The organism is Herbaspirillum sp. SJZ099, from assembly GCF_007828355.1.
Classification (GTDB): Bacteria; Pseudomonadota; Gammaproteobacteria; order Burkholderiales; family Burkholderiaceae_D; genus Herbaspirillum.
In genome coordinates this window covers 354,937-380,754 of sequence record NZ_VIUO01000001.1, presented here as the reverse complement: position 1 = coordinate 380,754, position 25,818 = coordinate 354,937, and the positions used below count along the sequence as shown (strand labels likewise).

Annotated in this window: 20 protein-coding genes; 9 read left to right on the top strand and 11 right to left on the bottom strand. The window is 62.2% G+C overall.

Annotated elements, in window-relative coordinates; genetic code table 11:
- The first annotated feature begins 149 nt into the window (after positions 1-149).
- From FB597_RS01585 to FB597_RS01575, 3 genes are all read left to right on the top strand, one after another.
- A complete protein-coding gene (locus FB597_RS01585) occupies positions 150-1,940 on the top strand; it encodes a methyl-accepting chemotaxis protein (protein ID WP_144767747.1) in 1,791 nt (596 codons plus the stop codon).
- 205 nt (positions 1,941-2,145) lie between these two features.
- The gene (locus FB597_RS01580; RefSeq protein ID WP_144767745.1) at positions 2,146-2,799 is read left to right on the top strand and encodes a DUF1120 domain-containing protein; all 654 of its coding nucleotides are present in this window, start codon (positions 2,146-2,148) and stop codon (positions 2,797-2,799) included.
- Between the two features lie 288 nt (positions 2,800-3,087).
- Positions 3,088-3,276: a hypothetical protein gene (locus FB597_RS01575; RefSeq protein ID WP_141913086.1), complete on the top strand. Its 189-nt coding sequence runs from the start codon at positions 3,088-3,090 to the stop codon at positions 3,274-3,276.
- A gap of 53 nt (positions 3,277-3,329) precedes the next feature.
- Here the strand turns inward: FB597_RS01575 and FB597_RS01570 are convergent, their stop codons facing one another.
- Entirely contained in the window at positions 3,330-4,235 is a 906-nt protein-coding gene (locus FB597_RS01570; RefSeq protein ID WP_141913085.1) for a LysR family transcriptional regulator, read from the bottom strand.
- 175 nt (positions 4,236-4,410) lie between these two features.
- On the opposite strand from FB597_RS01570, the gene FB597_RS01565 reads away from it, so the two are divergent.
- On the top strand, positions 4,411-5,793 hold the full coding sequence (locus FB597_RS01565; RefSeq protein ID WP_183405807.1) for an NAD(P)H-dependent oxidoreductase: 1,383 nt from the start codon (positions 4,411-4,413) through the stop codon (positions 5,791-5,793).
- Between the two features lie 30 nt (positions 5,794-5,823).
- On the opposite strand, the gene FB597_RS01560 is transcribed toward FB597_RS01565, so the two are convergent.
- The 6 genes from FB597_RS01560 to FB597_RS01535 form a co-directional block, all read right to left on the bottom strand.
- The gene (locus FB597_RS01560; RefSeq protein WP_141913084.1) at positions 5,824-6,174 is read right to left on the bottom strand and encodes a DUF3325 domain-containing protein; all 351 of its coding nucleotides are present in this window, start codon (positions 6,172-6,174) and stop codon (positions 5,824-5,826) included.
- Positions 6,171-7,811, bottom strand: a complete 1,641-nt coding sequence (locus FB597_RS01555) for a PepSY domain-containing protein (RefSeq protein WP_141913083.1) — start codon at positions 7,809-7,811, stop codon at positions 6,171-6,173. The genes FB597_RS01560 and FB597_RS01555 overlap by 4 nt, the downstream gene beginning before the upstream one ends.
- A complete protein-coding gene (locus tag FB597_RS01550; RefSeq protein ID WP_141913082.1) occupies positions 7,808-8,110 on the bottom strand; it encodes a DUF3649 domain-containing protein in 303 nt (100 codons plus the stop codon). The genes FB597_RS01555 and FB597_RS01550 overlap by 4 nt, the downstream gene beginning before the upstream one ends.
- 46 nt (positions 8,111-8,156) lie before the next feature.
- A complete protein-coding gene (locus FB597_RS01545; protein ID WP_141913081.1) occupies positions 8,157-8,879 on the bottom strand; it encodes a DUF4198 domain-containing protein in 723 nt (240 codons plus the stop codon).
- Between the two features lie 585 nt (positions 8,880-9,464).
- A complete protein-coding gene (locus FB597_RS01540) occupies positions 9,465-10,163 on the bottom strand; it encodes a Crp/Fnr family transcriptional regulator (protein WP_221292361.1) in 699 nt (232 codons plus the stop codon).
- Positions 10,164-10,228: 65 nt separating this feature from the next.
- Positions 10,229-10,954, bottom strand: a complete 726-nt coding sequence (locus FB597_RS01535; RefSeq protein WP_183405806.1) for a Crp/Fnr family transcriptional regulator — start codon at positions 10,952-10,954, stop codon at positions 10,229-10,231.
- 223 nt (positions 10,955-11,177) lie between these two features.
- Here FB597_RS01535 and FB597_RS01530 point away from each other — a divergent pair, with 223 nt between their 5' ends.
- Both FB597_RS01530 and FB597_RS01525 read left to right on the top strand, forming a co-directional pair.
- Positions 11,178-11,828, top strand: a complete 651-nt coding sequence (locus tag FB597_RS01530) for a BON domain-containing protein (protein ID WP_141913080.1) — start codon at positions 11,178-11,180, stop codon at positions 11,826-11,828.
- Between the two features lie 170 nt (positions 11,829-11,998).
- Positions 11,999-12,229, top strand: a complete 231-nt coding sequence (locus tag FB597_RS01525; RefSeq protein WP_141913079.1) for a hypothetical protein — start codon at positions 11,999-12,001, stop codon at positions 12,227-12,229.
- Between the two features lie 51 nt (positions 12,230-12,280).
- On the opposite strand, the gene FB597_RS01520 is transcribed toward FB597_RS01525, so the two are convergent.
- The 3 genes from FB597_RS01520 to FB597_RS01510 all read right to left on the bottom strand — a co-directional run bounded on the left by FB597_RS01520 (position 12,281) and on the right by FB597_RS01510 (position 21,918).
- A complete protein-coding gene (locus FB597_RS01520) occupies positions 12,281-21,085 on the bottom strand; it encodes a GH36-type glycosyl hydrolase domain-containing protein (protein WP_255517050.1) in 8,805 nt (2,934 codons plus the stop codon).
- A gap of 255 nt (positions 21,086-21,340) precedes the next feature.
- Positions 21,341-21,583 (bottom strand): hypothetical protein, encoded by a 243-nt coding sequence (locus tag FB597_RS01515; RefSeq protein WP_141913078.1) that lies wholly within the window; start codon positions 21,581-21,583, stop codon positions 21,341-21,343.
- A 107-nt stretch (positions 21,584-21,690) separates the two neighbouring features.
- Positions 21,691-21,918: a hypothetical protein gene (locus FB597_RS01510; protein WP_255463966.1), complete on the bottom strand. Its 228-nt coding sequence runs from the start codon at positions 21,916-21,918 to the stop codon at positions 21,691-21,693.
- Positions 21,919-22,313: 395 nt separating this feature from the next.
- Here FB597_RS01510 and FB597_RS01505 point away from each other — a divergent pair, with 395 nt between their 5' ends.
- A complete protein-coding gene (locus FB597_RS01505) occupies positions 22,314-22,874 on the top strand; it encodes a carbonate dehydratase (protein WP_141913077.1) in 561 nt (186 codons plus the stop codon).
- A 74-nt stretch (positions 22,875-22,948) separates the two neighbouring features.
- Here the strand turns inward: FB597_RS01505 and uraH are convergent, their stop codons facing one another.
- A complete protein-coding gene (uraH, locus tag FB597_RS01500) occupies positions 22,949-23,302 on the bottom strand; it encodes a hydroxyisourate hydrolase (RefSeq protein WP_141913076.1) in 354 nt (117 codons plus the stop codon).
- 224 nt (positions 23,303-23,526) lie between these two features.
- Between uraH and puuE the strand changes: the two genes are divergently transcribed.
- Together puuE and FB597_RS01490 are read left to right on the top strand one after the other, a co-directional pair.
- Positions 23,527-24,486: an allantoinase PuuE gene (puuE, locus tag FB597_RS01495; RefSeq protein WP_144767743.1), complete on the top strand. Its 960-nt coding sequence runs from the start codon at positions 23,527-23,529 to the stop codon at positions 24,484-24,486.
- Between the two features lie 189 nt (positions 24,487-24,675).
- Positions 24,676-25,494, top strand: coding sequence for an outer envelope protein (locus FB597_RS01490; RefSeq protein WP_144767741.1), 819 nt, complete (start codon positions 24,676-24,678; stop codon positions 25,492-25,494).
- The last annotated feature ends 324 nt before the right edge of the window (positions 25,495-25,818 follow it).

Below are 25,818 nucleotides of genomic sequence, written 5' to 3'. Positions count from 1 at the left end.
CTTCCTGTGAAAATAAAGTTCCCTGGATACCGTGCCGATAACAGTGTTACGCTCATCCGTGTTCACCCAGCCCGAACAAGTGAAGCGCAATGGAATTTCTACGGTGCAAAGACGCCGACACAACATCATCAAACCAGGGAGACGTCACCATGAGCCAGCTGTCATTCAATAAAAAACTTTGGCTGCCGCTTGTCCTGAGCCTGGCCGCATTGCTTGCCATCTCGATATTCAGTGCGGTGACCATGCGCAATATCCGGCTGGAGGAACGCAAAAACGACCTCACCAACATCGGCCAGAGCGCTCTCTCGCTGGTCAAAAGCTATGGCGCGCAAGCCGACAGCGGCGCACTGAGCAAGGAAGAGGCCCAGAAACGCGCCATCGCCGCCGTCAAGAGCATCCGCTACGGCGCCGATGGTTACTTCTCGATCTCGACCTCCAAACAGATCGTCGTGATGCACCCGATCAAACCCGAGCTTGACGGCAAGGACCTGTCCACACTCAAGGATCCGGCCGGAACCTTCCTGTTCGTGGAAATCTCGAAAGCCGGCGCCGCCCCCGAAGGCGGTTTCGTCAACTACCTGTGGCCCAAGGTAGGCGCAGCCGATCCGGTGCCCAAGACCTCCTTCGTCATCGCCTACAAGCCCTGGGACTGGAACATGACCACCGGCGCCTACACCGATGACATCCATGCCGCCTTCATGCGTACGCTATGGCAGATAGCCGCGCTGTTTGCCTTGGTCGCGTTGCCGCTGGTGGCGCTGGTGGTCTTCATCAACCGCGGCATCATGCGCACCATCGGCGGCGATCCGGCGCGTGCGGCCGATGTCGCCAACCGCATCGCGCAAGGCGACCTCACGCCCGACATCGAGACCAGGCCGGGCGACACCAGCAGCCTGCTGTTCTCGGTGCGCAGCATGCGCGATTCGCTGCTGTCGACCATCTCCAACATCAAGCTCTCGGCGGACACCATCGCTACCGCCTCCGGCGAAATCGCCAGCGGCAACCTCGACCTGTCCTCGCGCACCGAACAGCAGGCCGGCTCGCTGGAAGAGACCGCCTCGGCGATGGAAGAACTGACCTCCACCGTCAAGCAAAACGCCGACAACGCGCGCCAGGCGAATCAACTGGCAGAGTCGGCCTCGGAAGTGGCGATCCAGGGCGGCAGCGTGGTCGGCCAGGTGGTGCAGACCATGGAGGGCATCACCGAGAGTTCGCGCAAGATCGCCGACATCATCGGCGTGATCGACGGCATCGCCTTCCAGACCAACATCCTGGCGTTGAACGCGGCGGTGGAAGCCGCGCGCGCCGGCGAGCAGGGCCGCGGTTTCGCGGTGGTGGCGTCGGAGGTGCGCTCGCTGGCGCAGCGTTCGGCATCGGCAGCCAAGGAGATCAAGGCGCTGATCGACGACTCGGTGGCCAAGGTCGATACCGGCAGCAAACTGGTCGAGCAGGCCGGCGCGACCATGACCGAGGTAGTGGCCAGCGTCAGGCGCGTGACCGACATCGTCGGCGAGATCAGTTCAGCCAGCCAGGAACAAAGCGCCGGTATCGCCGAAGTGGGCAGCGCCATCTCGCAAATGGATGAAAGCACGCAGCAAAATGCCGCGCTGGTCGAACAGGCTGCCGCCGCGGCGCAGTCGCTGCAGGATCAGGCCTCCACGCTGGCGGGGCTGGTCAACAGCTTCCGCATCGATGCCGCGCAAGCGCACGGCGTCCAGGCCGCACCGGCGCCGGCGGCAGCGCCGCGTCCCAAAGCGCACGCCCCTGCCGCCATCAAAAAGCCCGCGGCGGCAACCCGGCCGGCCCCGGCAAAGCCCATTGCAGCTGCGGCCGCCAAAACGAACACAGCCGCAGCAGCAAAGCCGGCCACCCAACCCGCCGCGAAATCGCCTTCGCGCCTGCCGGCCGGCGACAATGAAGGCGATTGGGAAACGTTCTGACCGCCTCTTATTGCCAGATCGATATCGCCCGATCTGGCCCCGACAACCTCAGGCCCGCCCAGTGCGGGCTTTTTCATGGAGAAAGCGCTGTCGGGGAACCTGGATTTCAGAAGGTTTTTGAGATTTTTCCCATATAAATGGGAGACCCGGATCGGGAGAATGGCTTCATCGCGCAACCCATTGCGCTTACCGACAAGCCGAACCAATGATGAAACGCCTCCTGAACATGCTGCCCTTGGTTGCCGCTGCAAGCGCAGCAAGCCTGTCGCATGCGGCGCCGTCGGTGGAGCTGAAGGTCACCGGCGTGATCCGTCCGGCGGCCTGCACTCCTATCCTGGCCGCCGATGGCGTGGTCGACTATGGCAGCATCTCGGCCGGCGCCTTGCGCCACGGCCAGACCACCGCCCTGCCGGCCCGCCAGATCGCCCTGACCGTGAGCTGCAACGCCGCCGCCAAGATCGCCCTGACCGTCATCGACAACCGCGCTTCCTCGCGCGTGGCCGGCATTACCGACAGCATCCAGGCCGGCAACGCGTACAACTTCGGACTGGGCGCCGTGGCCGGCAAGAAGGTCGGCGGCTACGTGCTCTCTTTCCAGGATGGCGCCACCGCGGACGGCCGCAGCGTCACCAGCATCGTCTCCACCGACAACGGCAGCAACTGGAATGCCGGCAGCGGCTACATCCAGCACCAAGGCCAGTATTTCTCCTTCGCCGGCAACGGCACGCAACCGGTCGCGCAAAAGGTGCTGTCGACCCTGATCACGGTGAACCCGGTGCTCAACAAGGCCGAAGAACTGCCGCTGGACCAGGACGTGCCGCTGGACGGCTCGGCCACCATCGAAGTGAAATACCTGTAAGAACCCGTTCCCGCTACCGCCGGGCTTGCCATGGCACAACGGCAAGTCCGGCTTTCATGGATTGCCGGCTGCGCAAGGCAATGGCGCGCATGATTGCCATATGCCAAACAATTTCCCTTCTTCTTGCATTTTTTCCCGCACCTTTGAGACGCCCAACAGTCCAAGGGATATTCGTCATAGAATAATCGGGAACGTGCAACGCAATCGGTTTGTACCTACTTTGCTGGCGCCGCACTGAATCTCCGGACATGCCAACAGGGGGGATCGCACTCTGAAAAGGACGCAGCCATGGACCAACCGCCGAAGAACATCTCCGCCTTGATGTGTGAACTCAGCGTGGCCCTGGCCGAGCTGTCGGAAAAGATGAGCAACCTGGCCGTCACGCTGGAAAACCATTACCTGGAATCCAACGCCCCCGAGCCCGCCGCCATGATGGAAGCTGCGCGCGAAACCATCGAGAAAGCGCGCAGCAGCTGAACGCCGGTGCTTTATCGACGCTGCTTTATTCCCCTCTTCCCGCTACCCGCCGGCTACGCCGTATCCCTCCAGAAATCCCCGCCGCGCGCAGCCAGGCGGCTGAAAATGAAATCCGCCACCGCCTGCACCCGCACCAGGTCGCGCGCATCGGCATGCGTGAGCAGCCAGTAGGAGCGCGTGAGTCGGATCTCATCGGGCAAGACCCTGACCAGCTCCGGCTCCCGTCGCGCCAGAAAACACGGCAGCACCCCCAGGCCGACGCCCGCGGCCACCGCCTGCACCTGGCTGATCACATTGGAAATCCGGATGTGCGGCGCCAGCGAGGCCGAAATTTCCCCCAGATAATCCAGCTCGGAAGACCACATCAGGTCTTCGATATAGCCGACCCAGCGGTGCTGCGTCAGTTGGCTGCGGCCGGCGACCTCGCCGTGTTCGGCCAGATAGCTGCGCGCGGCATAGATGCCTAGTTCGTAGTCGTTCAGGCGGCGCGCGATCAGCCGGCCCTGTTCCGGCCGCGTCATGCTCACTGCGATGTCGGCCTCCCGCTTGGAAAGGCTGAACATGCGCGGATTGGCCACCAGCTCCACTTCCAGCTCGGGATGCAGGCGCGCCAGTTCCTTCAGTTCAGGCGCCAGGAAATAGGTGCCCCATGCTTCCGGCGTGCCGATGCGCACCGACCCGGTCAGCCCCTGGGCCGCATCGTCCTGGCGCGAACGGATACAGATTGCCAGGTTTTCCATCGCCTCGGCATCCGGCACCAGGCGCTCGCCTTCGGCGGTCAACGCATAACCGGCCGCGCGGCGGTCGAACAGCGTGGCCCCGATCGCCTGCTCCAGCCCGGCAATGCGCCGGCTCAGCGTGGAATGGTCCACCCCCAGCTTGCGCGCGGCCACCGTCAGGCGTCCGGTGCGCACCACCGCGAGGAAGGCTTGCAGGTCATCCCAGTCGAATTTCCTCATCGTTGAGCCCTGTTGGATATGCGATTTATTGCACGACAAATGTGCAAATTTCGACATTTACGCGTGAAAACCCCAATGCTACTCTTTTCGCTACAACGATGGCCGGATAGCGACAAACGGATAACGGCAAACGCACCGGCCCCGCGGGTTTTACACATCAACGCGAGGAGACGGCATGGCAACGATGTTCAATCAACTCAAGGCGCTGGCCGAACAAGGCAAGCCGGTGCGGGTGGGCCTGATCGGGGCCGGCAAGTTCGGATCGATGTTCCTGTCGCAGGTGCCGCGCACGCCGGGCGTGCACCTGCTGGGCATTGCCGACCTGTCGCCGCAGCGCGCGCAGCAATCGCTGCAGCGGGTCGGCTGGAAAGCCGAGCAATATGCCGCGCGTTCGTGGGACGAGGCGCTGCGGCACGGCAGCACCTTCGTACAGGACGACGCCGAGGCGCTGATTGCGCGGCCCGAGCTGGACATCGTGATCGACGCCACCGGCAGCCCGGCCGCCGGCATCCGCCACACGCTGCTGTGCTGCCAGCACAAGAAGCACATCATCATGGTCAACGTCGAGGCCGATGCGCTGGCCGGCCCGCTGCTGGCGCGGCGTGCGGCCGAAGCCGGCATCATCTACTCGATGGCCTACGGCGACCAGCCGGCGCTGATCGCCGAGATGGTGGACTGGGCGCGCACCTCCGGTTTCGAGGTGGTCTGCGCCGGCAAGGGCACCAAGTACCTGCCGGTCTATCACCAGTCCACCCCGGACACGGTATGGGGCCACTACGGCTTCAGCGAAGCACAGGTGGCCGGCGGCGACTTCAACCCGCAGATGTTCAACTCCTTCCTCGACGGCACCAAATCGGCGCTGGAGATGGCCGCCGTCTCCAACGCCTGCGGCCTGCGCCCGGCCGACGCCGGCCTGGCCTTCCCGCCCTGCGGCGTGGACGACCTGCCGACCATCCTGCGTCCGCAAGCGGCCGGCGGCATCCTGCCGCACTCGGGCACGGTGGAAGTGGTGTCCTCGCTGGAACGCGACGGCCGTCCGGTGTTCCGCGACCTGCGCTGGGGCGTCTACGTTACCTTCGAAGCGCCCACCGACTACGTGCGCGACTGTTTCGCCCAATACGGCCTGAAGACCGACGCCAGCGGCCGCTTCGCCTCGATGTACAAACCCTATCATCTGATCGGCCTGGAACTGGGCTACTCGGTCGCCAGCATCGCGGTGCGCGGCCAGCCGACCGGCGACACGCGGGGATTCGCAGGCGACACGGTGGCCGTCGCCAAGCGCGACCTCAAGCCGGGCGAAAAACTCGATGGCGAAGGCGGCTACATGGTCTACGGCAAGCTGATGCCGGCCGCCGCCTCGCTCAACCACGAGGCGCTGCCCATCGGGCTGGCGCATGGCATCGTGCTGCAGCGGCCGGTGGCCGCCGGCCAGACGGTGAGCTGGGCGGACGTGGCCATCGACGCTTCGCGCGAGGCGATCAGGGTGCGGCGCGAGATGGAAGATATCTTCCGCAAGGAAATGGGCTTGCGCGAACCGCGCAAGGAAAAGGCGGCCTGATTCCTCAGCAAACGCCCGATGCGCACAGGATCACAACAACCACAGCCCCGCCAGCACCGGCGCCGCATACGCCAGCCAGCGCGAAAACACCGGAACGCGCGCCGGCGCATACGTCAGCGACAGCACCTGCAGCACACCCGCCATGCTCAGGAAACCGATGCAACCGACCGGCCCGATGGTCCAGCCCAGCATCGCCACCGCCACCGCGCAAGTCAAGGCGATGCCCAGTGCCCCCAACCAGCGCAGGCGCCTGCGCTGCGCGACGCCGGGTTCGGCGCCGCGGCCGTGGATATCCGCGTAATGGCGATCCATCGCCATGGACAAGGCGCTCCAGGCGCAATAACCGAGCGCCATCGCCAGCGCTACACCGAAGGGATTCATGCCGCCTCCTTGAGCTTGCCCGGCTCGGTCCTGGCGCCGGCCGCAGCGGCCTTGTCCTGTTTCTTTTCGCGCTTGCCGAGCGCGCGCACCGCCAGCGCCAGCGCGCTGCCCAGCAGCAGCACAGTGATGTCGAAGCCGGCTACCGGCCACGGGCCGCGCCCCAGCAACAACGTCACGCCCAGATGGGAGTGCGTGGTGAAGACGTTGAGGATGGGGATGCCGATGAACATCGCCGCCGCCACCGACAACTGGAAGCGCCACATGCCCATCGTCGGGCGGATCTGCGCCAGCACGGCAGCGGCGGCCCAGGCCGCGAAGAAGCAGGCGATCTCCATCTGCGGCCGCTGCGGCAAGCCGACCGGCAGCAGGCGGTTGGCCCAGAAATAGGCGGCGAAGGCGATCGGCAAACCGGCGATGGCGCCGATGTTGAGGGCATCGACCAGGCGCAGCCCGAACGTGCGGCGCGCACCCTGCGCCAGGGCCTTGGCCTGCTTCTGGCGCGTCTTGACCGCCCACAGCAGCGCGCCGCTGGCGACCATCACGCAGCCGGCCAAGCCGCACAGGAAGAACAGCACGCGCAGCCACGGGTCGGCGAAATGCCCCATATGCAGTCCGTACAGCGCGCCGCGCGTGACTGCCGCGGCGCTGGGGTCGTCGCCCATGGCCGAGACCTGCGCACCGGAGACGCCGTTGAACAGCATGCCCGGCTGCAGGTAAGACAGGGTGCGCGTTTTCTGGCGGGTGACGACGATGGTGGCGTTGGCGTCGCCCGGATTGTTGACCACGATAGTGGCCGGCGGCGCACCATTCCAATGCCGGCTGGCCTGTTCGAGGATCGGCGCCATCGCTGCCAGCGGCGCCGCCACGCCAGCCGGCTTGGCGCGCCCGGCGCCGACCGGGAAGACCTCTTCGAAGAAAGCGGATTCGCCTCCCTTGTCCCGATAAGCGGCCTGGACACCCCACGGCATGATCATGAACATCAGCGTGACCAGCCCGGTATAGGTGATCATCAGGTGGAACGGCAAGGCCAGCACGGCGGTGGCATTGTGCGCGTCCAGCCAGGAACGTTGTCCCTTGCCCGGACGGAAGGTGAAGAAATCCTTGAAGATGCGCTTGTGCGTGATGACGCCGCTGATGATCGCCACCAGCATGAACATCGCGCAGACGCTGACGATCCAGCGCGCCCAGATGGCAGGCATGTAGTGCAGGTCGAAATGCAGGCGGTAGAGGAACTCGCCGCCACGGGTCTCGCGCACGGCGGCCATCTTCTGGCCGCTGGCGGGATCGAGGAGTTCGCTCCTGAAGCGGCTGCGCGGCGTGTCCTTGGCGCCATTGCCGGACGGCGGACCGATCCAGCCTGCCCGTATGGCGCTGCTGCGTTCGGACGGCAGGCTGATGAACCAGCGCTCGGCGTGCGGCGCCTGTTTCTCCAGATACGCTACCGCATGCTGCAAGGCCACCGCCGGCGCCACCGGATCACGTGCGCCGGCATGCAGTTCCGGCTTCATCCAGAACGTGATCTCGTCCTTGAAATAACTGGCGGCGCCGCCGGCGAACACCAGCAGCAATACCCAGCACACCAACAAGCCGCTCCAGGTATGCAACCATGCCATCGACTGGCGAAAACCTTCCCTCATGACGCGCCCCGGCCCAGCCAGTATGCCGCCGCCAGCGCCAGCGTCGGCCAGCCCAGGCCGATCCAGGCGCGCCAGGCGTCGCGCGCGGCGAACACCCAGATCACGGCGCAGGCATGGATGGAAAATGACAGCATGGTAGCCGTCATCACGGCATCGGCCCGCGCCATCGGCAGCCACGCGGCCAGCAATGCTGTGCACAGGCCGGCCAGCGCATAACCGCCGCCAATGGCGGCGGCTATGCGCGAAAGAACGGCCAGGCGGTACCGCATCGTCGGGCCGGATTGCGTCGTTGATTTCATGATGTTCGCTTGCTTGCTGCGATTGCTTGATTACTTGATTGCCTGATTACTTGTTGGGCTTGGCCGCGGGGCCTGCCGGCAGCGCCTTGATGCCCTTGGGCTGCACCAGCGACAGCGTGGTCACGAAGCTGGCCGTATCGAAGGCCTTGCCGTCGCGCTCGCCGCTCACCTTGTCGGTGTGGTGCACCTCGGCCACGTAGGCGCCTTGCCACGGCATGTCGAAATGCACCAGCCCCTGTTCGTTCGAATAGGCTTCCTTCATCCAGCCCGATTGCACCACCAGGCCGACCTTGGCCTTGGGCAGCGGCGCGTTCTTGTAGGTCACCTTGAATTCGCCCGGCTTGCCGGTGGGCAGCAGGTCCAGCGTCAGGCGCGGCTCCTGCGCCGCATTGGACGTTACCAGGCGCGCCGCCGGGGTCCAGGCAGTGAGGGTCGGCGTGCCGCCGCCATGCTTGTTTTCGAACACCGGGTAATGCGCTTCTTCCGCCACGATGGACTCGCCGCTGCCGGCCTTGGCCGACAAATCGAAGGCATTGGACTGCTTGCTCAACGCCAGCGTACGGTCGCCGTTGGGGCTGATCAGCACGGCGCTCGGGCTCACGAACTTGTCGAGCAGGCCGGGCGAGGCTTCACGCAGGTTTTCGCCGAACTCGCCGAAATAGAGCCGCGCGCCCTTGGCGTCCTGCTGCAGCCAGATCTGGTGCGCGGCGGCCGGCACTGCCAGCACGAGGGTGGAAAACAGGCTCGATACGATTGCCAGACGCTTCATGAACTTATTCCTTTCGAAGTTTTCGATGTTAGTTTTCTGGTCACACGCTGGATGAGGTTCAGCCAGGGAAACGGCACACGCATGCGACGGACATGAATGTCCGTACGTACGGATGCCGTTTCGTTTGGCGCGAATCGGATTGCCCCAGGAGGCGCTTCTGCTGGAAGGGATGTTCTGTGCGGGCCAGGCTGCCGATGCATTGACGGCGGCCATGACTGGCGATGCAGCGAGGGCGGATGGATGCGGCAAGCGCCTTGCATCGGCCTTGAATCGCATCCGGTTGATATGCCGGGCCCTCGCCTGCACGGTTGTCGAACTGCCGACCGTTTCCCGATGGCTGGCGTTCCTGCACCGCTGGCGGCACTCACCGATGGCCGGGCGGAACGCTCTGTTTTTCACTCTATTAATCACTCTCTCATTTTGAGAATGATTATCATTATATTACCTGAGTGCGCTTCGGACAAGGAAAACGGCAAGCACGCTCTGGACGCCCTGCAGCGAGGTTCGCAGCATGAGCTTACGTCCGGTGCCTGCCGAAGGAGAAAAGACCAGGCGTTGATCAGTTTCCGATGCAATTCGACATAGTCAGTGCTGAATTAAGAAATTGGCATATTTCTGTTTGTCAGACGCATAGCAACTACAGGCTTCTGCTTCAAGCCCCTTGCGGTCAAGCACCATCAGATGCCCGCGGCGATACTCGATGAGCCCCTCTCTTTGCATCGTGGCTGCCGCAGTGGTGATGCCGACGCGACGTACCCCCAGCATAAAAGCAAGAAATTCATGGGTGACATGCAAATGGTCCGAACGTACCCGGTCCTGGGTCATGAGCAGCCAACGCGCCAGACGCTGACTTAGCACATGAAAACGCAGGCAGGCGGCCGACACCACCAATTGCGCCATCAGCACATACAGGTAAGCGTGCATGCCGCGGCGCAATGCAGGGCTACGCTCCAGCTCATGCTGGAACAAGACTATCTCTGTACGCCATGCATTGCCGGCGCCTTGCACAAGTGAATACAGCGGGGCAGTATTGATGCCCAGCACTGCCTGCACCCCGAGCATCCCCTCCTGCCCTACCATGCCGACCTCCACGCCCGGGCTGCCATCGATCATGGCCACCAGGGAGATGAACCCATCGGTAGGGAAATAAACATGGCGCGTCGCCCCGCCCGGTTCGCTGAGGATAGCCGACGGCTCCAATGCAATGGAGTCGCTCATCGCCAGAAGATGATGGCGCTCCTTGCGCGGCAGTCTTTCGATCAGATGATTCTCGTGGGGGGACAAGCGGGTTCTCCTTTGCTGTTTTCCATCTGCGCGCCGCCAATAGGAGCCATCAACGGACCGGCCTGTCATGACGCCTGCTTTGAAGGCAATAGCCTCTCATATTCTTTCTTGACGACAGCGTAGCATTCGCACGTACGCTGCTCCAGCCCCGCCCTGTCCAATACCGTAATGTGGCCCCTTGCGTATCGGATCAGCCCGGCGCGCTGCAATTTCAATGCGCCCTCGGTGACGCCTTCACGCCGCACCCCCAGCATGTTCGCAATGAGCTCCTGCGTCATGATCAATTCATTATTATCGAGACGATCCAGGCTCAACAATAGCCAGCGGCATAGCTGCTGGTCCAATGAGTGGTGGCGGTTACATACCGCGGTCTGGGACATCTGGGTAATCAATGCCTGGGTATAGCGCAAAAGCAGGTGCAATACCGGCCCGGAGCGGTCGAACTCTTCCTTCATTACCTGCCCGCGCAGCCTGAAGCCCTTTCCCGCGCTTTGGACCACAGCCCGGCTTAAAGTCGATTCGCCGCCCATGAAAAGCGATATGCCGACAATGCCCTCATTTCCGACCACCGCAATCTCCGCGGAAGAGCCGTCTTCCAGCACATAGAGCAACGACACGATGGAAGAGATCGGGAAGTAAACATAATGCAGGTTATCTCCGGATTCGTGCAGCACCTGCCCTAATGGCATATCCACCAATTCAAGCTGCGTCAGCCATCGCCGTAGTTCTGCCTCCGGCAATGCCGCCAGCAGGCCATTTTTTGCAATGCCGGTGTCAGTGATTGAAATCATCGCGCCATTTCCCCTACAGTCATTGATCTGCCTACTGTTTCCCTATGCATGAGGTAGTTTTTCAGTATAGGACTCCGGAAGAGAAAGTTATGTTCGGTATCGAACATATCGCATCACCCGACATGGCGACTCCTCCTCTGCGTTGCTTGGGTGCTCCAGCGAACAGACCCAGGCGCAGGACTTCTTCATAGTGGAATCCTTGTCACCGGATTGAAAGCTTGAGATGAAAACAGATCTCCAATTACAGCAGGATGTCATGGCCGAACTGCAGTCGGAACCCGCCCTCACCCCTGCGCAAATCGGCGTCGACGTCAAAGATGGCGTCGTTACCCTGACCGGCCAGGTCGATAGTTTTACCGCAAAATGGGGGGCTGAAAGCGCAGCCAAACGCGTCGCCGGAATGATGGCCCTGGCGGTGGAGATGGAGGTCAGGTTGCCTGGCACGATCCAGCGTGCCGACAGGGACATCGCCCGCTCCGTCTGCAATGTCCTTTCATGGATGCCCCACTTCCCGCAGGATGCCATCGGTGTGACCTGCGAAAAGGGCTGGGTCACGCTTTCAGGCGAGGTTCAATGGAAATACCAACGCGAATCGGCCCATGCCGCCGTCAGGCAATTAATGGGAGTGCTCGGCACCAGCAACCAAATCCTGATCAAGCCGGCAAGCGCTGCAAGCTTGGCAAAGGACGAGATCGAAGCGGCGCTGAATGACCAGGCGCACGTCGATGCGAAGGATATTCTGGTCTCGATTCATGGCGCCGAGGTGACCTTGTCCGGCAATGTGCATAGCATTGCGGAACGTTACCAGGCCAAGAACTCCGTCTGGCGCAGCCCCGGCGTCAACAACGTCATTGACCATCTGACGGTTTCCTGACGCCAAATTGGAAAAGACGCTTCCCAATGCAGATCAACTGCAGATCAACAACACGCCGGCGGCATTCAGGCCTTTTGCATCCTCTGCATTGGAGAAGCCTTGCCGCAGGCTCGTGGCAGTGTAGCACGCAGAGCATTCCCTCCTTAACCACCAACATGATGGAACACGGTATGAACACAAAGAAACACTTTCCGGATAATGCCGAAGAAGTCTCCCATGCACAGCATCGCCATCCGCATGATGAGCGCGCCTCCCACGAAAATCCCGGCGATCCCCGCAATGAAGGAAAAGAGGATCGTTATCGCCAGGCGCATGCAAAAGACCATGGCGCGGGAAAGAATCATCAGTCGGAGAAGATGGCGCAGCAGATCCCGGCGAAATACCGCAACCGGGGACGCTGACAAGGAAACCAGCCGTCTCTGCCCGCGCATGGCACCGGCGGCAGAGACGGCCTATGTCTTCCGGTACAGCGTCACCTCCACCGCGTGCTCCAGTCCATCGTCCGTCAGCGTCAAGCCGGTGTCTCCCTGGACGGCTCCATCCAGCATGTATCGGCTGTCGGCATATCCATCCCCCTGCGGCCATTGCTGCCTGATCGTGATGCGATACCGGGTGCCGCGGTAGCGGTAATCCAGGCAATAACTCTCCCAGTCCTGCGGCAAGCAAGGGGTAATCTTCAGCCGGTCTCCCTCGATGCATAGTCCCAGCAGCGACTCCGTCAACAGGCGGTACATCCAGCCTGCCGATCCGGTATACCAGGTCCATCCGCCGCGCCCGGTATGCGGCGCCACGGCATACACGTCGGCCGCCATCACATAGGGTTCGACCTTGTAAATGCCGACCTCCCGCATCGTTCGCGTGTGGTTCAGCGGATTGATCATGCGAAAAAGCTCCCACGCCGATTGGGCGTCGCCCATGCGTGCAAACGCCATCACCGCCCAAATGGCCGCGTGGGTATATTGCCCGCCGTTCTCCCTGACGCCCGGAACATAGCCGCGTATGTAGCCCGGGTTCTGGCCTGCATGGTCAAAGGGCGGATCGAGCAGTTGAATCAGCCCCGCCTCCTCGCGCACCAGATGCTGCTTGACAGCGGCCATTGCCTGCTCGCAACGGCGTGGCTCGCCGGCGCCTGACAACACGGCCCAGCTTTGGGAAATGGAATCGATCCGGCATTCGGCATTGCCGGCGGAGCCGAGCGGACTTCCGTCATCGAAGTAGGCGCGCAAATACCAGTTGCCATCCCATCCGTTTTGATTGATGTTGCGGCCTAGCTGCGCGGCCTGGTCCCGGTAGTTTTCTGCAAACGCCTGGTCTCCCCGCCCGGCCGCTACCTGCGCAAATTGCATGAGCACTTCATGGAGGAAGAAGCTGAGCCAGATGCTCTCTCCCTTGCCTTGATCGCCCACCTTGTCCATACCGTCGTTCCAGTCGCAGGAACCGATCAGCGACAGGCCATGCGCACCGAATCGCAGGCCATGCCGGATGGCCTCGACGCAATGCTGGTACAGCGAAGCGGAGTGCGCCGATCGGGATGGCAGATCGTAATAGGAGTCCTCATCCGGCCCTAGCGGGCGGCCTTCGATAAAAGCCACGCTCTCGTCCAGCACGCCGGTATCGCCGGTCACGCTGACATAGCGCCATACTGCCAGCGGCAACCACAGGTAATCATCCGAACAACGCGTCCTTACGCCGCGCCCCGCAGGAGGGTGCCACCAGTGCTGGACATCGCCTTCGACGAACTGGCGCGAGGCACACAGCAGCAGATGGGATCGGGCCAGTCCCGGTTCGCTATGCACTACCGCCATGGCATCTTGCAACTGGTCGCGGAAACCGAATGCGCCGCCGGACTGGTAAAACCCGCTGCGTCCCCATAGGCGGCATGCCAATGTCTGATAGAGCAGCCAGCCATTGGCCAGTATGTCGATGGCCGGCTCGGGAGTGGCGATGCGCAGGGTGCCCAGCGTCTTTTCCCAATAGCGATGGATGGCATGCAAGGCCTCGTGCGCGGCACTGCCGGAGCGATGGCGCATGATCATCCCCGCCGGCTCGGCCTCGCGGGCATCGGTGACGCCCAGCACAAAAACCAGCTCCCGCTCCTGGCCCGGGCCGAGATCGAAGGCGACTTGCATGGCCGCGCACGGGTCGAACCCGGCGCCGCTCTTTCCGGACAGGCGCCGGCGCTCCATGGCGATCGGGTTGCCCAGCGAGCGGTTGCGGCCGATGAATTCGCGGCGGTCGCTGCTGACGGTTTTGACGGCATCGACATCGAAAAAGGCCACCCGTTGCGGAAACTCCGTGTTGTAGTGATTGCGGGCCAACCATGCTCCCGTGCGCGGTTCAATCTCGCTGGTAATGTGCATGGCGGTCTTGGCGCGCAAATCTCCCAATACCCATTCGACATACCCTGTCGCCGACATCTGGCGTTGCCTGCCCGATTCGTTACGGATACGCAGAACGGAATATTTCACGGCGGCATCCAGGGCGACATAGACCGTCAACTCCGAAACAATCCCATCTTCGCGATGTTCGAACACGCTATAGCCGAAGCCGTGCCGCGTCAGGTAAGTACCGTTGCCGCGGCGCGGCAAGGGCGTCGGCGACCAATACGTTCCGGTTTCCTCATCGCGCAGGTAAAACGCTTCGCCGCTGCCGTCGCTGACCGGGTCGTTTTCCCATGGCGTCAGCCTGAATTCATGCGCATTCTCGCCCCAGCTATAGGATTGCCCGCTCTCGGAGACGACCGTGCCGAACATCGGGTTGGCCAGGACGTTGCACCATGGCGCCGGGGTAAAGCGCTCGCCGCCGGTGATGATCCGGTATTCCCTGCCGTCCGCACTGAAGCCGCCGATGCCATTCTGGAACAACGGAGCCGGCGCATCATCCGCTTCATCATCCGCTGCATGGGCCGGCAGCGGTTCCGCGTCGCCTCGCTCCCGCTCCCGCTCCGTCGCTGGCGCATCGGGCACGAGCAAGGGCATCCTGAGTTCGGGCGGATCGCGGCGGTTGACCTGTTCGGCCAGGGTGCCCTTGCGGTCGCTCAGGATGACGCGCGCCACCGACAGGAACAGGATCCGGTCCTCATCGGAAACCTGGTCGACCAGGCGCACGAAAATGCCGCCGGGCCGGTCAATCGCATGCGCGCCCGTCACCGAGGAAATCAACCCCAGGATCTGGTCTTGCAAGACCTGCCGGTAACCGGCATGGTCTTCATTCCATATCACAAGGTCAACCGCCAGTCCTTTGGAGCGCCAGTAGGCATGTGCCTGTACCATCTGGCGCACCAATTCAAGATGGGCCATGTCGTGGATCTGCACCAATACGATAGGCAAGTCGCCGGAGATCGAGTAGCTCCACAAGGCCGACTGGCCGCGTTCGTTGCGCGCCAAAATACTGCCTTCGGCGCGTAGCAGCGGGTTGGCATAGATCACCGAATTGGCCAGCCGGCCGTACAGCTGCGCATCGGCTTCGCTGGCGTTGAGCTGGCGCAGCACCACCTGATTGTGCGTCCATGCCAGTTCAATGACGCGGCTGGCCAGATGGCGGTCCTGGTACTTGCCGATCAGCCCCAGGCAATGTTCCCGCGTCTGCGCCGCTCCAATGACCATGTCGCAAATGACGGACTGTTCCGGCTCCAGCGTGATGCGATGCCGGATGGCCATGATCGGGTCCAGCACCGAACCGGTGCTGCCGGACAACGCCCCTTGAACCCGCATGGCCTTCGGATGGGAAGGCGTATTGCCGCGCCCGATGAATTCCATGCGATCCGTCTCATACGATGTTGCGCTCGATACCGCGCCGTGCACCGACATCAGATGGAACATCCACGGCACGCTTTCATCGTTCGACCTGGGCCGGCGGGTGCACAGGATCGCGCCGCGCTGCCGGTCGATTTCGGTTTGCACGAATAAATTGCCGAAAGCCTGATGCATCGCATCTGCAACCGCCGGCGCCAGCACCACTTCGGCATAGCTGGTCAGTTCGATCGTACGGGTGCGCTGGGAGCGGTTGACGATTTTGGTGCGACGCAATTCGATATCGTCTTCCGGCGATACGACGATCTCCGTATGCATGTCGAATTCGCGGTCACGGCGACGGAACTCGGCCCGGCCTTCGGAAAAGATGACCTCGTAATGCGATGGTACGGTTTGCGCCGGCTGGTAAGCCGTCGACCAGAATGCGCTGTCCTCCATATCCTGGACATAACAGAATGTTCCCCACTGGTCGCGCGTGCCGTCTTCGCGCCAGCGCGTCAGCGCCAGATCGCCCCAGCGGCTGTAGCTCCCGCCGGCACTGGTCAGCATGACATGGTAGCGGCCGTTGGAAAGCAGCTGCACCTCCGGCACCGGCGGATCGTGCCGGTGGCTGATGCGAACGTGCAGGTTCGGATCGTCCTGGGCCGCACGTGCGTCGGCAAGGTCGGGCGTCATGGAATAGTTGATGCCGGCTTTGGGGACACGCTCATGCAGCAAGGACATGGTGGCCTGGAACAGCGGGACAGAGGCAAAGCGCTTCTGCATCGGCCGATCCAGCAGCAAGTAAGCCAATGACAGCAGGCCCATTCCCTGGTGGTGGGCCATGAACGAGCGCACCACCGCATGGCTTTGTCCGCGCAGCAGGCGGGATGGGGTGTAGTCGATGGCTTCGTAAAGGCCGTATCTTCCCTCCAGAGCGGCCGCGCTCATTTCCTGAAGATTGCGGCAGGCCATTTGCGGCGACACCATCAGCGCCATCATGGCGGCGTAAGGCGCCACCACAAGATCGTCCGACAGCCCGCGCTTGAAGCCAAGCCCCGGGATGCCGAAGGTCCGGTATTGATAGTTCAACCCCGCATCGAATGCGTTGTAGCCGGATTCCGACATGCCCCAGTACACGCCGCGTTGCGCGCCATAGGCAATCTGCCGTTCAACCACGGCGTGGTACGTCTGATTGAGCAAGGTGCCGCGGAAGGTCGGCATGACCAGCAACGGCATCAGGTATTCGAACATCGAGCCGCTCCAGGAAAGCAGTATCGGCTTGCCATCGGCCAGGGTAAGCTGCCGTCCCAGTGCAAACCAGCTTTCTTGCGGCAATTGCCCCTGGGCGATGCCGACAAACGTCGCCAGGCGCGCTTCCGACGCCAGCAAATCGTAGAACCCGGCATCACGGCGGTGTTCACTGACGTTGTAGCCGATTGCCAGAAGGTGGGTCGACGGATCGTATAAAAAACCATATTCCATGCGGGCAAACTCATTGGCCTGCATGGCCAGCGTCCCGATCTGCCGGATACGGTCGGCGGCAAGCGCGCTGGCGGCCTGGATCTGCCGCTGAAGATGGCTGATGTCCGCAGGCCGCTGGCTCGCGCCTTCGCGCAAGGCAGTATCGAAACCGGCATGCGCCAGGGCGCCTAGCTGCGCGATGTGCCCCAGCGTGAGCGGGACGTTCAGCAAGGAAAAAATAGCCGGAAATTCCGTATCCCATCCCGGCGCAGCAACCGTCTGGAGCCACGGCGCTAACGCCTCCAGTTCCGCCAGCGCGTCATGGCACTGGCTTGCCAGCGCATTCGACCATTGGCGGATCAGCGATTGCGCCGCTGCCCCTTCATTCCTTGATGTTGAAGAACCGGAAGCCGGCGCACCGGCTCCGGCGTCATTGCCCGCCAATTGCCATTGCGCATGAAAATCCTGCGCCTGCCGGCTGAGCCGCTGCAGTGCCTGCAACCTGCCGGCGCCATCCGATGGCCCCAGCCCGCATGCGGCATCCAGCGTCATGTTGAACGGCGCCGGCAACGGCAGGGCCGTATCTGCCGTCATCTCTTCCAGGATGCGGCTCGTCTCCCGGATTCCGGAGAACAGCCGTGGATGCAACAGCGGCGCATCGATGAGTTCCACGAGCGCGGGAGCCAGCGTCAGGAGGTGTCCCGACAGGTTCCCGCTGTCCACCGTAGACACATAGGCAGGCGCCAACGGCCGCAGGGATTGGGTGTCATACCAATTGTAGAAATGGCCCTGGTAGCGCTCCAGCCCCCCGAGGGTCTGGAAAGTCTGCCGGGTACGCTCAATGAGCTTTCCTTCCGGGATGTAGCCGAAATCGAAGGCGCTCAGGTTGGCCAGGAGGGACAAGCCGATATTGGTCGGCGAGGTACGCCTGGCCAGCACTTCGGCCGGGTGCTCCTGGAAATTGTCGGGCGGCAGCCAGTTGTCGGCCGGGCCGACATAGGTTTCGAAGAACAGCCATATTTTCCTTGATAAAGCCCCCAGATAGCGCGTTTGCTCATCGCTCAGGGCGGCCTGGCGCCGCGCTATCGGTTGGCTGAGACGAAAAACGATATACGGCGCGGCCCACCATAGCAAAAGGATCGGCGACGCCGCCGCCAAGACGAGCGGATGCATGACGGCCAGATAACCCGCCAGGGCCAGGGCCAGGATCGGCGGCTGCCATATGGTCTGGCAACAGGAACGCAGGTGGTTGCTTGTTTGCAGGCCGATTTCGTTCGAACTGCGCCACTCCAGCATCTTCCGATGCGACAGATGCAACCGCCATTGCGTACGCACGATGGCATCGATGCGGTACCACGCCTCATAGGGAAGCAAGCTGACATCCAGGACGCCATGCAGGAGATGGACCAATGTATCCCGCGCAGACACCGCCGCATGCTGCGATAGCGAAGCATCCTCCGGCACCCTGGCCAGGTTCAGCAACAAAGAGAGTACGGTCGGAATGAACACCATGGCCAGCAAACAAAGTGTCCACAGCCAGCCATCGGCAAGGAACAGCCATCCGATGAGCGGTATCGCGATGAGCGCCGGCAGCGCCAGGCTGCGGCGCAGATTGTCGAATAGCTTCCAGCGCGACAGCGGCGATAAAGGATTCGTCTCCCGCTGCAGGCGCCCCGTCGCGGCATCACGGCGCACCGGTACGGTGGGCATTATCCAGGCGGCGATCTGCCAGTCACCCCGTATCCAGCGATGTTGCCGGCTCGCGTCCACGCTGTAGCGCGATGGATAATGCTCGTTGAGCTGCACATCGCTGAGCAGCCCGCAACGGGCGTAGCATCCCTCCAGAAGATCGTGGCTGAGGATACGGTTCTCCGGCATCCGGTTCCGCATGACCTGTTCGAAAGCATCGACCTCATAGATCCCCTTGCCCGTAAAGGAACCCTCGCCAAACAGGTCCTGATAGATGTCCGAAACGGCGCGCGTATAGGGATCGATGCCGACATCGCCGCCATACAGCAACTCAAATTGCGAAGCATTGGGGCGGGGAGTGCCCACGGCGATGCGGGGCTGGAGAATGCCGTAGCCATCGACGACGATGTTCCTGTTCCGATCGAAAACAGGACGATTCAGCGGATGGGCCATGGTGGCCACGAGTTTGCGCGCCGCGTCGCGGGGCAGCTCGGTGTCGGTGTCGAGGGTAATCACGTAACGGATATTGCCCAGACCTTCGATATTGCCGAGGATGACGGCAAACGCATCCTGGTCGGCATCCTTCAACAAGGCATTGAGCGCGCCGAGTTTCCCCCGTTTGCGCTCATACCCCATCCATACGCCCTCAGTGGCGTTCCATTGGCGGTCGCGATGCAGCAGCAGGAAGTAGTCGCCGCCGTTGCGCGGGTATTTCCGGTTGAGCCTGTCGATATGCCGCCTGGCAGTCTCCACCAGCACCCGATCGCCGGCGGCATGCTCGGTGTGCGCATCGCCATAATCCGTGAGCAGGCAAAACCGCAAGTGCCGGTCCTGGTTGGCCAGGAAACGCACTTCCAATGCATCGATCAGTTCTTCCACGCCCGCTGCCGTATGGAGCAAGGAAGGAACCGCCACCAAGGTGCCGGACTCAGGCGCAATGCCCCCCGACAAATCCATGCGGGGAAGCAGTGACGGCGTGACCCACAATGGAACAAGCCAGTTGACGATCGCTTGCGCCACCTGGCTGGAAGGAAGCAAAACCAGGATCCCGAACAGCATGAACCAGGCCGGATGCCAACGGTGAGCGCCGGCATGCAGCGCCGCCAGCAACACCGGCGACCAAATCAGCAAGGTAGCCAACAGCATGCCGCCGAGATACATCGTTAGCGGCCGTTTGGCGCAAGCCCGCCGCAGCCATGTCCCCCAGGATCCTGCGATGCCCGACGCGTCTTCCAGAGACTGGCGGCCTGCCCCGATCAGGTAGTAGCCCACATGTGAACGGCGATCGGCCGCCCCCGCCTGTTCCCATGCCCGCCGGGCCAAATCAACGGCTTTGCCGGCCACATCGTTCTCTTGCAGCCGCCCATGGCGCGCGATCTTCTCGACGGCATGGCGATAGCGGTCCCGCGTGGAAAAATCCATACGGGCGTAAACATCCATGGGATCTTTACGCAAGGTATGTTCGACCGCGCTCATGGTCTCGACAAACTCGCGCCAATCCATGCTGCCCAGAAAACGCAACGAACCGATGCTATTGCTGATGGAAACCTGGTCGGCCGCCTGGCGCTGCCCTTCCCGCTGGATCAGGTCTTCCACGCTATCGCCGGATGCCGCCAAGCGCTGCGACAGCCAGGTCAGCGGCAACGCCAATGTCGGCCCTTGCCCTTGCAGGCGCCGCACCATCTCCGCAACAAAGGAGCTTTCCAGGGCCGGTTCGGAGCGCGCCATGTCAGCCACCAGCAGAATCAGCTCCGTCTGTTTCTTTTCCGCCACCTCCAGCATGGCATCCGCCCAATAGTGGGCCAGGTTGCGATGCTGGCGGGTTATCGCCAGGCGCGCGGCGACGCGGCGCAGGTTTTCAATCAGCGCCAACCGCAACATGATGGGAATGGCCCAGAGTTCCCCCAGATCGAGCGCGGTGACCTGCTGGTATGAGGCGACAAAACGGCTCAGTATCTCGGGATCGACGCGGCCATCGCCATGCGCGATCGTCTCCAGGGCAATATCATAGACGCGCGGATTCCCTTCAGCGCGGCTGTTCTCCAGCCGGGGAAGCGCCTTGCTGTAGTTTTTGGGAAGATGGTGTTTGGCGATGCGGATTTGTTCATCGACCAGATAATAGTTATCCAGCAGCCATTCCGCGGCTGGGGTAACTTGCCGACCAGCCTTGATGGCCTCGGTCAGCAATGCGCAAGTAGAAGCGATCAATTGCTGATTATCGGCCAACCGCGGCAACAGCATGTCGGGGCCGACGGCGATGCTGAGCCGATGCGCCCTGGCAAGGATGCGGCCGTGTTGCTCCATTTGCTGCGCACTGAACAGCTCGGCACGAAGTGGCGGCTCTTCTTCCAACGAAGATATCTCTGGCTTCACGATGTACGTCTTTCATCCTATGCTGCTCGACGACGGAAGCTGAGAGCGGGGATCGCATCAGACCTTGCCAAGAGAAGACCGGGATCAACATCGAAAGTCAGCAGTTCAGCCGCATATGCATGTTCTTATGAGTCGTTCTCTGCATACGGACGATGACAGTACCTGTCGGCGGCAGTTTCTTGCGGCGCCAAAGTGGAAACTCTATCTCCTTCCAACGATTCCCTCTGTTCGCCAGCGCACATAGAGGCAGCCGGCTTATGCCGCCACGACTCCCGATTCTTTCTGCAACTGCTGTATGAATATCTCGCACCAACCTATGCCATGGGCTACTGCAAGCGCTTCTATTGGATAGATGCCGTCGATCTTTTGCATCGGCATGATCGGCTGGCTGAATTTCAGGATCTGGATACCATCCAGCGCCCAGCCTGCGGAACCTTGGGAATACCATAGCTGATAAGTAAAGTTGCTGTCGCTGCCGCTGGTTTCGTAATTTGGCATTGCGTTCTCCCTGTGTATCCATCTCGATCTTGTTTGGCGGGCCAACGCGGAAAATCCGCTTTTTCAGCCATCGTCCCCGCGATACACCTGGCAATGTTCGCCCGCGTTCATTTCAGTACCCAATGGATATCTTCCCGGCGTTGCTTGGCCGCATCCCTGAAGTCCTCGACCAGGCGCCGGGCCTTGACCCTTCCGCGCGTGATCGAGGCATACACCTCCGGATGGATCGGCGCCACCGTCATTAAATCTTTTAGTGTGGCAGTATTCTCTTCGTAGGGCTGACGCATCGTTCCTCTTTCTGCTTCCTTGTTACAGGCAGCATAATTCAATTTCATTTCCGACGATCCTTCAACAGATAGTCCTTGCCACCTACTTCGTGAGAAGGCGTTTTTCCACCGGCCATTTCTTGTATCAGCTTTTTGAGTATGTGTAAGTGCAGCAGTGCACATAAGCGACTGTTTTTTTAGAACTCATTTCATAAATAGGAGTGAGTGCGAGCTTCCCCCGTTTGGAATGAAGTGCAAGGCGCGCGACGCGTCGTGTGGCGGTGCCACACGCAAGGAGCGCAACGCGGCCAGCGCCCTTTCTAAGCAGAACGCATCTCACTCCTATTTATGAAATGAGTTCTAGAAATACACGGTATGATCGCTACCCAGCTTGCCCAACTGAACGAGAGTCGCTTGGCGCAAACCACAACCTGCCCATTCCAGACCAAGGAGAGCGCTTCCCCATGCTTCGCCGCAACCCATCCGGCCACCGGCCCCAAGTCCACGAATCCGCCTACGTCGACCAGACCGCCATCCTGTGCGGCAAGGTGATCGTCCATGAGAACGTCTTCATCGGCCCCTATGCCGTGATCCGCGCCGACGAGGTCGACGCCAACGGCGAGATGGAACCCATCGTCATCGGCGCCCACTCCAATATCCAGGACGGCGTGGTGATCCACTCCAAGTCCGGCGCCGCAGTCACCATCGGCGAGCGCACCTCCATCGCCCACCGCGCCATCGTGCACGGCCCCTGCACCGTCGGCGATGAAGCCTTCATCGGTTTCAACAGCGTGCTGTTCAACTGCAGCATCGGCAAGGGCTGCGTGGTGCGCCACAACGCCGTGGTCGACGGCTGCGACCTGCCGCCGGGCTTTTACGTCCCGTCGACCGAACGCATCGGCCCCAAGACCGATCTCTCGACCATCGCCCGCGTCTCGGTGGCGGCCTCCGAATTCTCGGAAGACGTGGCCCGTACCAACAATGAGCTGGTGCAAGGGTACAAGAAACTGCAGAACGAGTTCTGATCCCTGGCGTTGCTCCAAACGAAACGGCCGCTCCCGGATTCCGGAAGCGGCCGTTTTCGTCAGCGCGGCGAAAGTCAGCTGCCGCGATACGTCGAATACGCCCAGGGCGACACCACCAGCGGCACGTGGTAGTTCTGCGCCGGATCGGCAATGCCGAAGGCGATCACCACCTCGTCGACAAACCGCGGCGACGGCACATCCACACCCTGCGCGGCGAAATAATCGCCGGCGGCGAACACCAGTTCGTACTTGCCGGCGCGCACCTCGTCGCCGGCCAGCAGCGGCTCGTCGCAACGGCCATCGCTATTGGTGACGGCATTCTTGAGCAGGCGCTTGTTGCCGCCTTCGACCGCGTACAACGCCAGCTTCACGCCGACGCCCGGCTTGCCTTTGGTGATGTCCAGCACGTGCGTGCTCAGTTTGCCCATGGTGTTTCCTTTCCCTTGTCCGTTTGATGGCGATTGCGCGATTCGCTGCCGATGGCATGCGATGACGGCAAATGATATACCGCCGTCTTTCAAGTCCATATACGAGCCGCCTTATACCACCCATCCATTGGGCGGACATAATGCCTTACCCGTGCCATCCGCCCCAAACAAGTGCACGCGCAATCGCCGCAAATACAGCAGAAAACCAAGACGAGGCTGGAGACATGAAAGACCCCAACTATCCCCGCGACCTGGCCGGCTACGGTCGCCACGTGCCGCATGCGCGCTGGCCGGGCGGCGCGCGCATCGCCGTGCAGTTCGTGCTGAACTATGAAGAAGGCGCGGAAAACTGCGTGCTCGACGGCGATCCCGGCTCCGAGACCTTCCTCTCCGAGATCATCGGCGCGCAAAGCTTCGCGGCGCGCCACATGAGCATGGAATCGATCTACGAATACGGTTCGCGCGCGGGGCTATGGCGCCTGCTGCGCCTGTTCGAGGAGCGCCGCCTGCCGCTGACCGTGTTCGGCGTGGCGCGCGCCCTGCAGCGCAACCGCGAGGCCACCGCCGCCTTCCTCGAACTGGGCCATGAGATCGCCTGCCACGGCCTGCGCTGGATCAGCTACCAGCACGTCGACGAATCCACCGAGCGCCGCCATCTCGCCGAAGCGGTGCAGATCATCCGCGAGCTGACCGGCGCGCCGCCGCTGGGCTGGTACACCGGACGCGACTCGCCCAACACGCGCCGCCTGGTGGCCGAGCACGGCGGCTTCGCCTACGACGCCGACAGTTATGCCGACGACCTGCCTTACTGGGAAGACGTCACCCTTTCCGATGGATCGGGCGCGCCGCAACTGATCGTGCCCTATACGCTGGACACCAACGACATGCGCTTCGCCGCGCCGCAGGGCTTCAACTCCGGCACCCAGTTCTTCGATTACCTGAAGGACGCCTTCGACACGCTGTACCGCGAAGGCGACCCGAACGGGCTGGATCGCCCAAAGATGCTGTCGATCGGCCTGCATTGCCGGCTGGCCGGACGTCCGGCACGCGCCGCATCGCTGGCGCGCTTCCTCGACTACATTGGCGGCCATGACAAGGTCTGGGTCACGCGCCGCATCGATATCGCCCGACACTGGCGCCAGACCCACCCATACGCCCCTGCCGCTTCCAACCGAAGCCGATGAGCGGACATTGGCGCCGGCCTACCCCACGCCGGCCATCCACCGCATCCCGCCTGCACCGTTTGTGTGCCGGTACGGGATACGAGCATTCCTCACATCCGTTTCTTTGCCTGACCGCCGTGGCGGAACCACGGAACTGCGCATTCAAACAATAACGCGCAGCCATCACCAAACAACAATGGAGGAGACACCATGCAACAAACATCCCGGCGTATTCACGGCGCCATTGCCGCCGGCCTGCTGGCGGCATCCGGCGCGGCAGCCGCGGCCGACTGGGCGGATAACTCGATCGGTTACCGCTACGGCACGCGCTTTGCCGAGCCTTACAACACGCAGGACATCACCAAGAACATCGTCAACTTCACCCACGCCAGCGGCTACAAATACGGCACCAACTTCCTCAACGTCGACCTGTTGATGTCCGACAGCAAGGATGACAACGCGCAGGAAGCCTACATCACCTACCGCCATACGCTGGACATCGGCAAGATCGCGGGACGCGACCTGTCCTTCGGCCCGGCGCGCGGCGTCGGCTTCACGCTGGGCTTCGACTGGAACACCAAGAACGACAACAGCTACGCCTCCAAGAAACGCATGTGGGTGGTCGGCCCCACGCTGATGATGGACGTGCCGGGCTTTCTCAACATCAGCATCCTGGCGCTGTTCGAGAGCAACCAGCCCAAGGGCGTCTCCAGCCGCTACAGCTATGACACGCACCCGATGCTGAATCTGGCCTGGGGCATTCCCTTCGGTACGTCGGGCTTCGCCTTCGAAGGCTACATGAACTACATCGCGGCCAAGGGCAAGAACGAATTCGGCGGCCCCACTTCGCCCGAGCTGAACTTCGATGGCCAGATCATGTACGACATCGGCAATACCATCGGCATGGGCAAGAACACCTTCCGCGTCGGCCTGGAATACCAGTACTGGCGCAACAAGTTCGGCAACCCGTCCAACGTGCCGGGCTCGCTGGCCAAGACGCCGATGGTGCGCGCCGAATACCACTTCTGAACTGCGCCGCCCCTCGCTGGCTGGCATGTCCCTGAGGGATGCCGTTCCTTCGGAAAAAAGCGCCGCTCCGGATGACTTCGGAGCGGCGCTTTTTGTGTGCCGCGACGGCGCAACAATGGCAGGTCCTGTTGGCAGGCCCGGCGGAAGAGCTGGCGCACTGGCTGCAAGCCGCCGCCGCATTGGAAGACCCGCAAGCGCAAGCCATGCTCGGACAACTACTGCTGGATGGCCGCGGCATCGCGCTGACGCCGGCCGCATGCTCCGAACGCAAAAATGCCCGGATCAATCCGGGCATTTTTCATCGCAGCGAAATAATCACAGCTA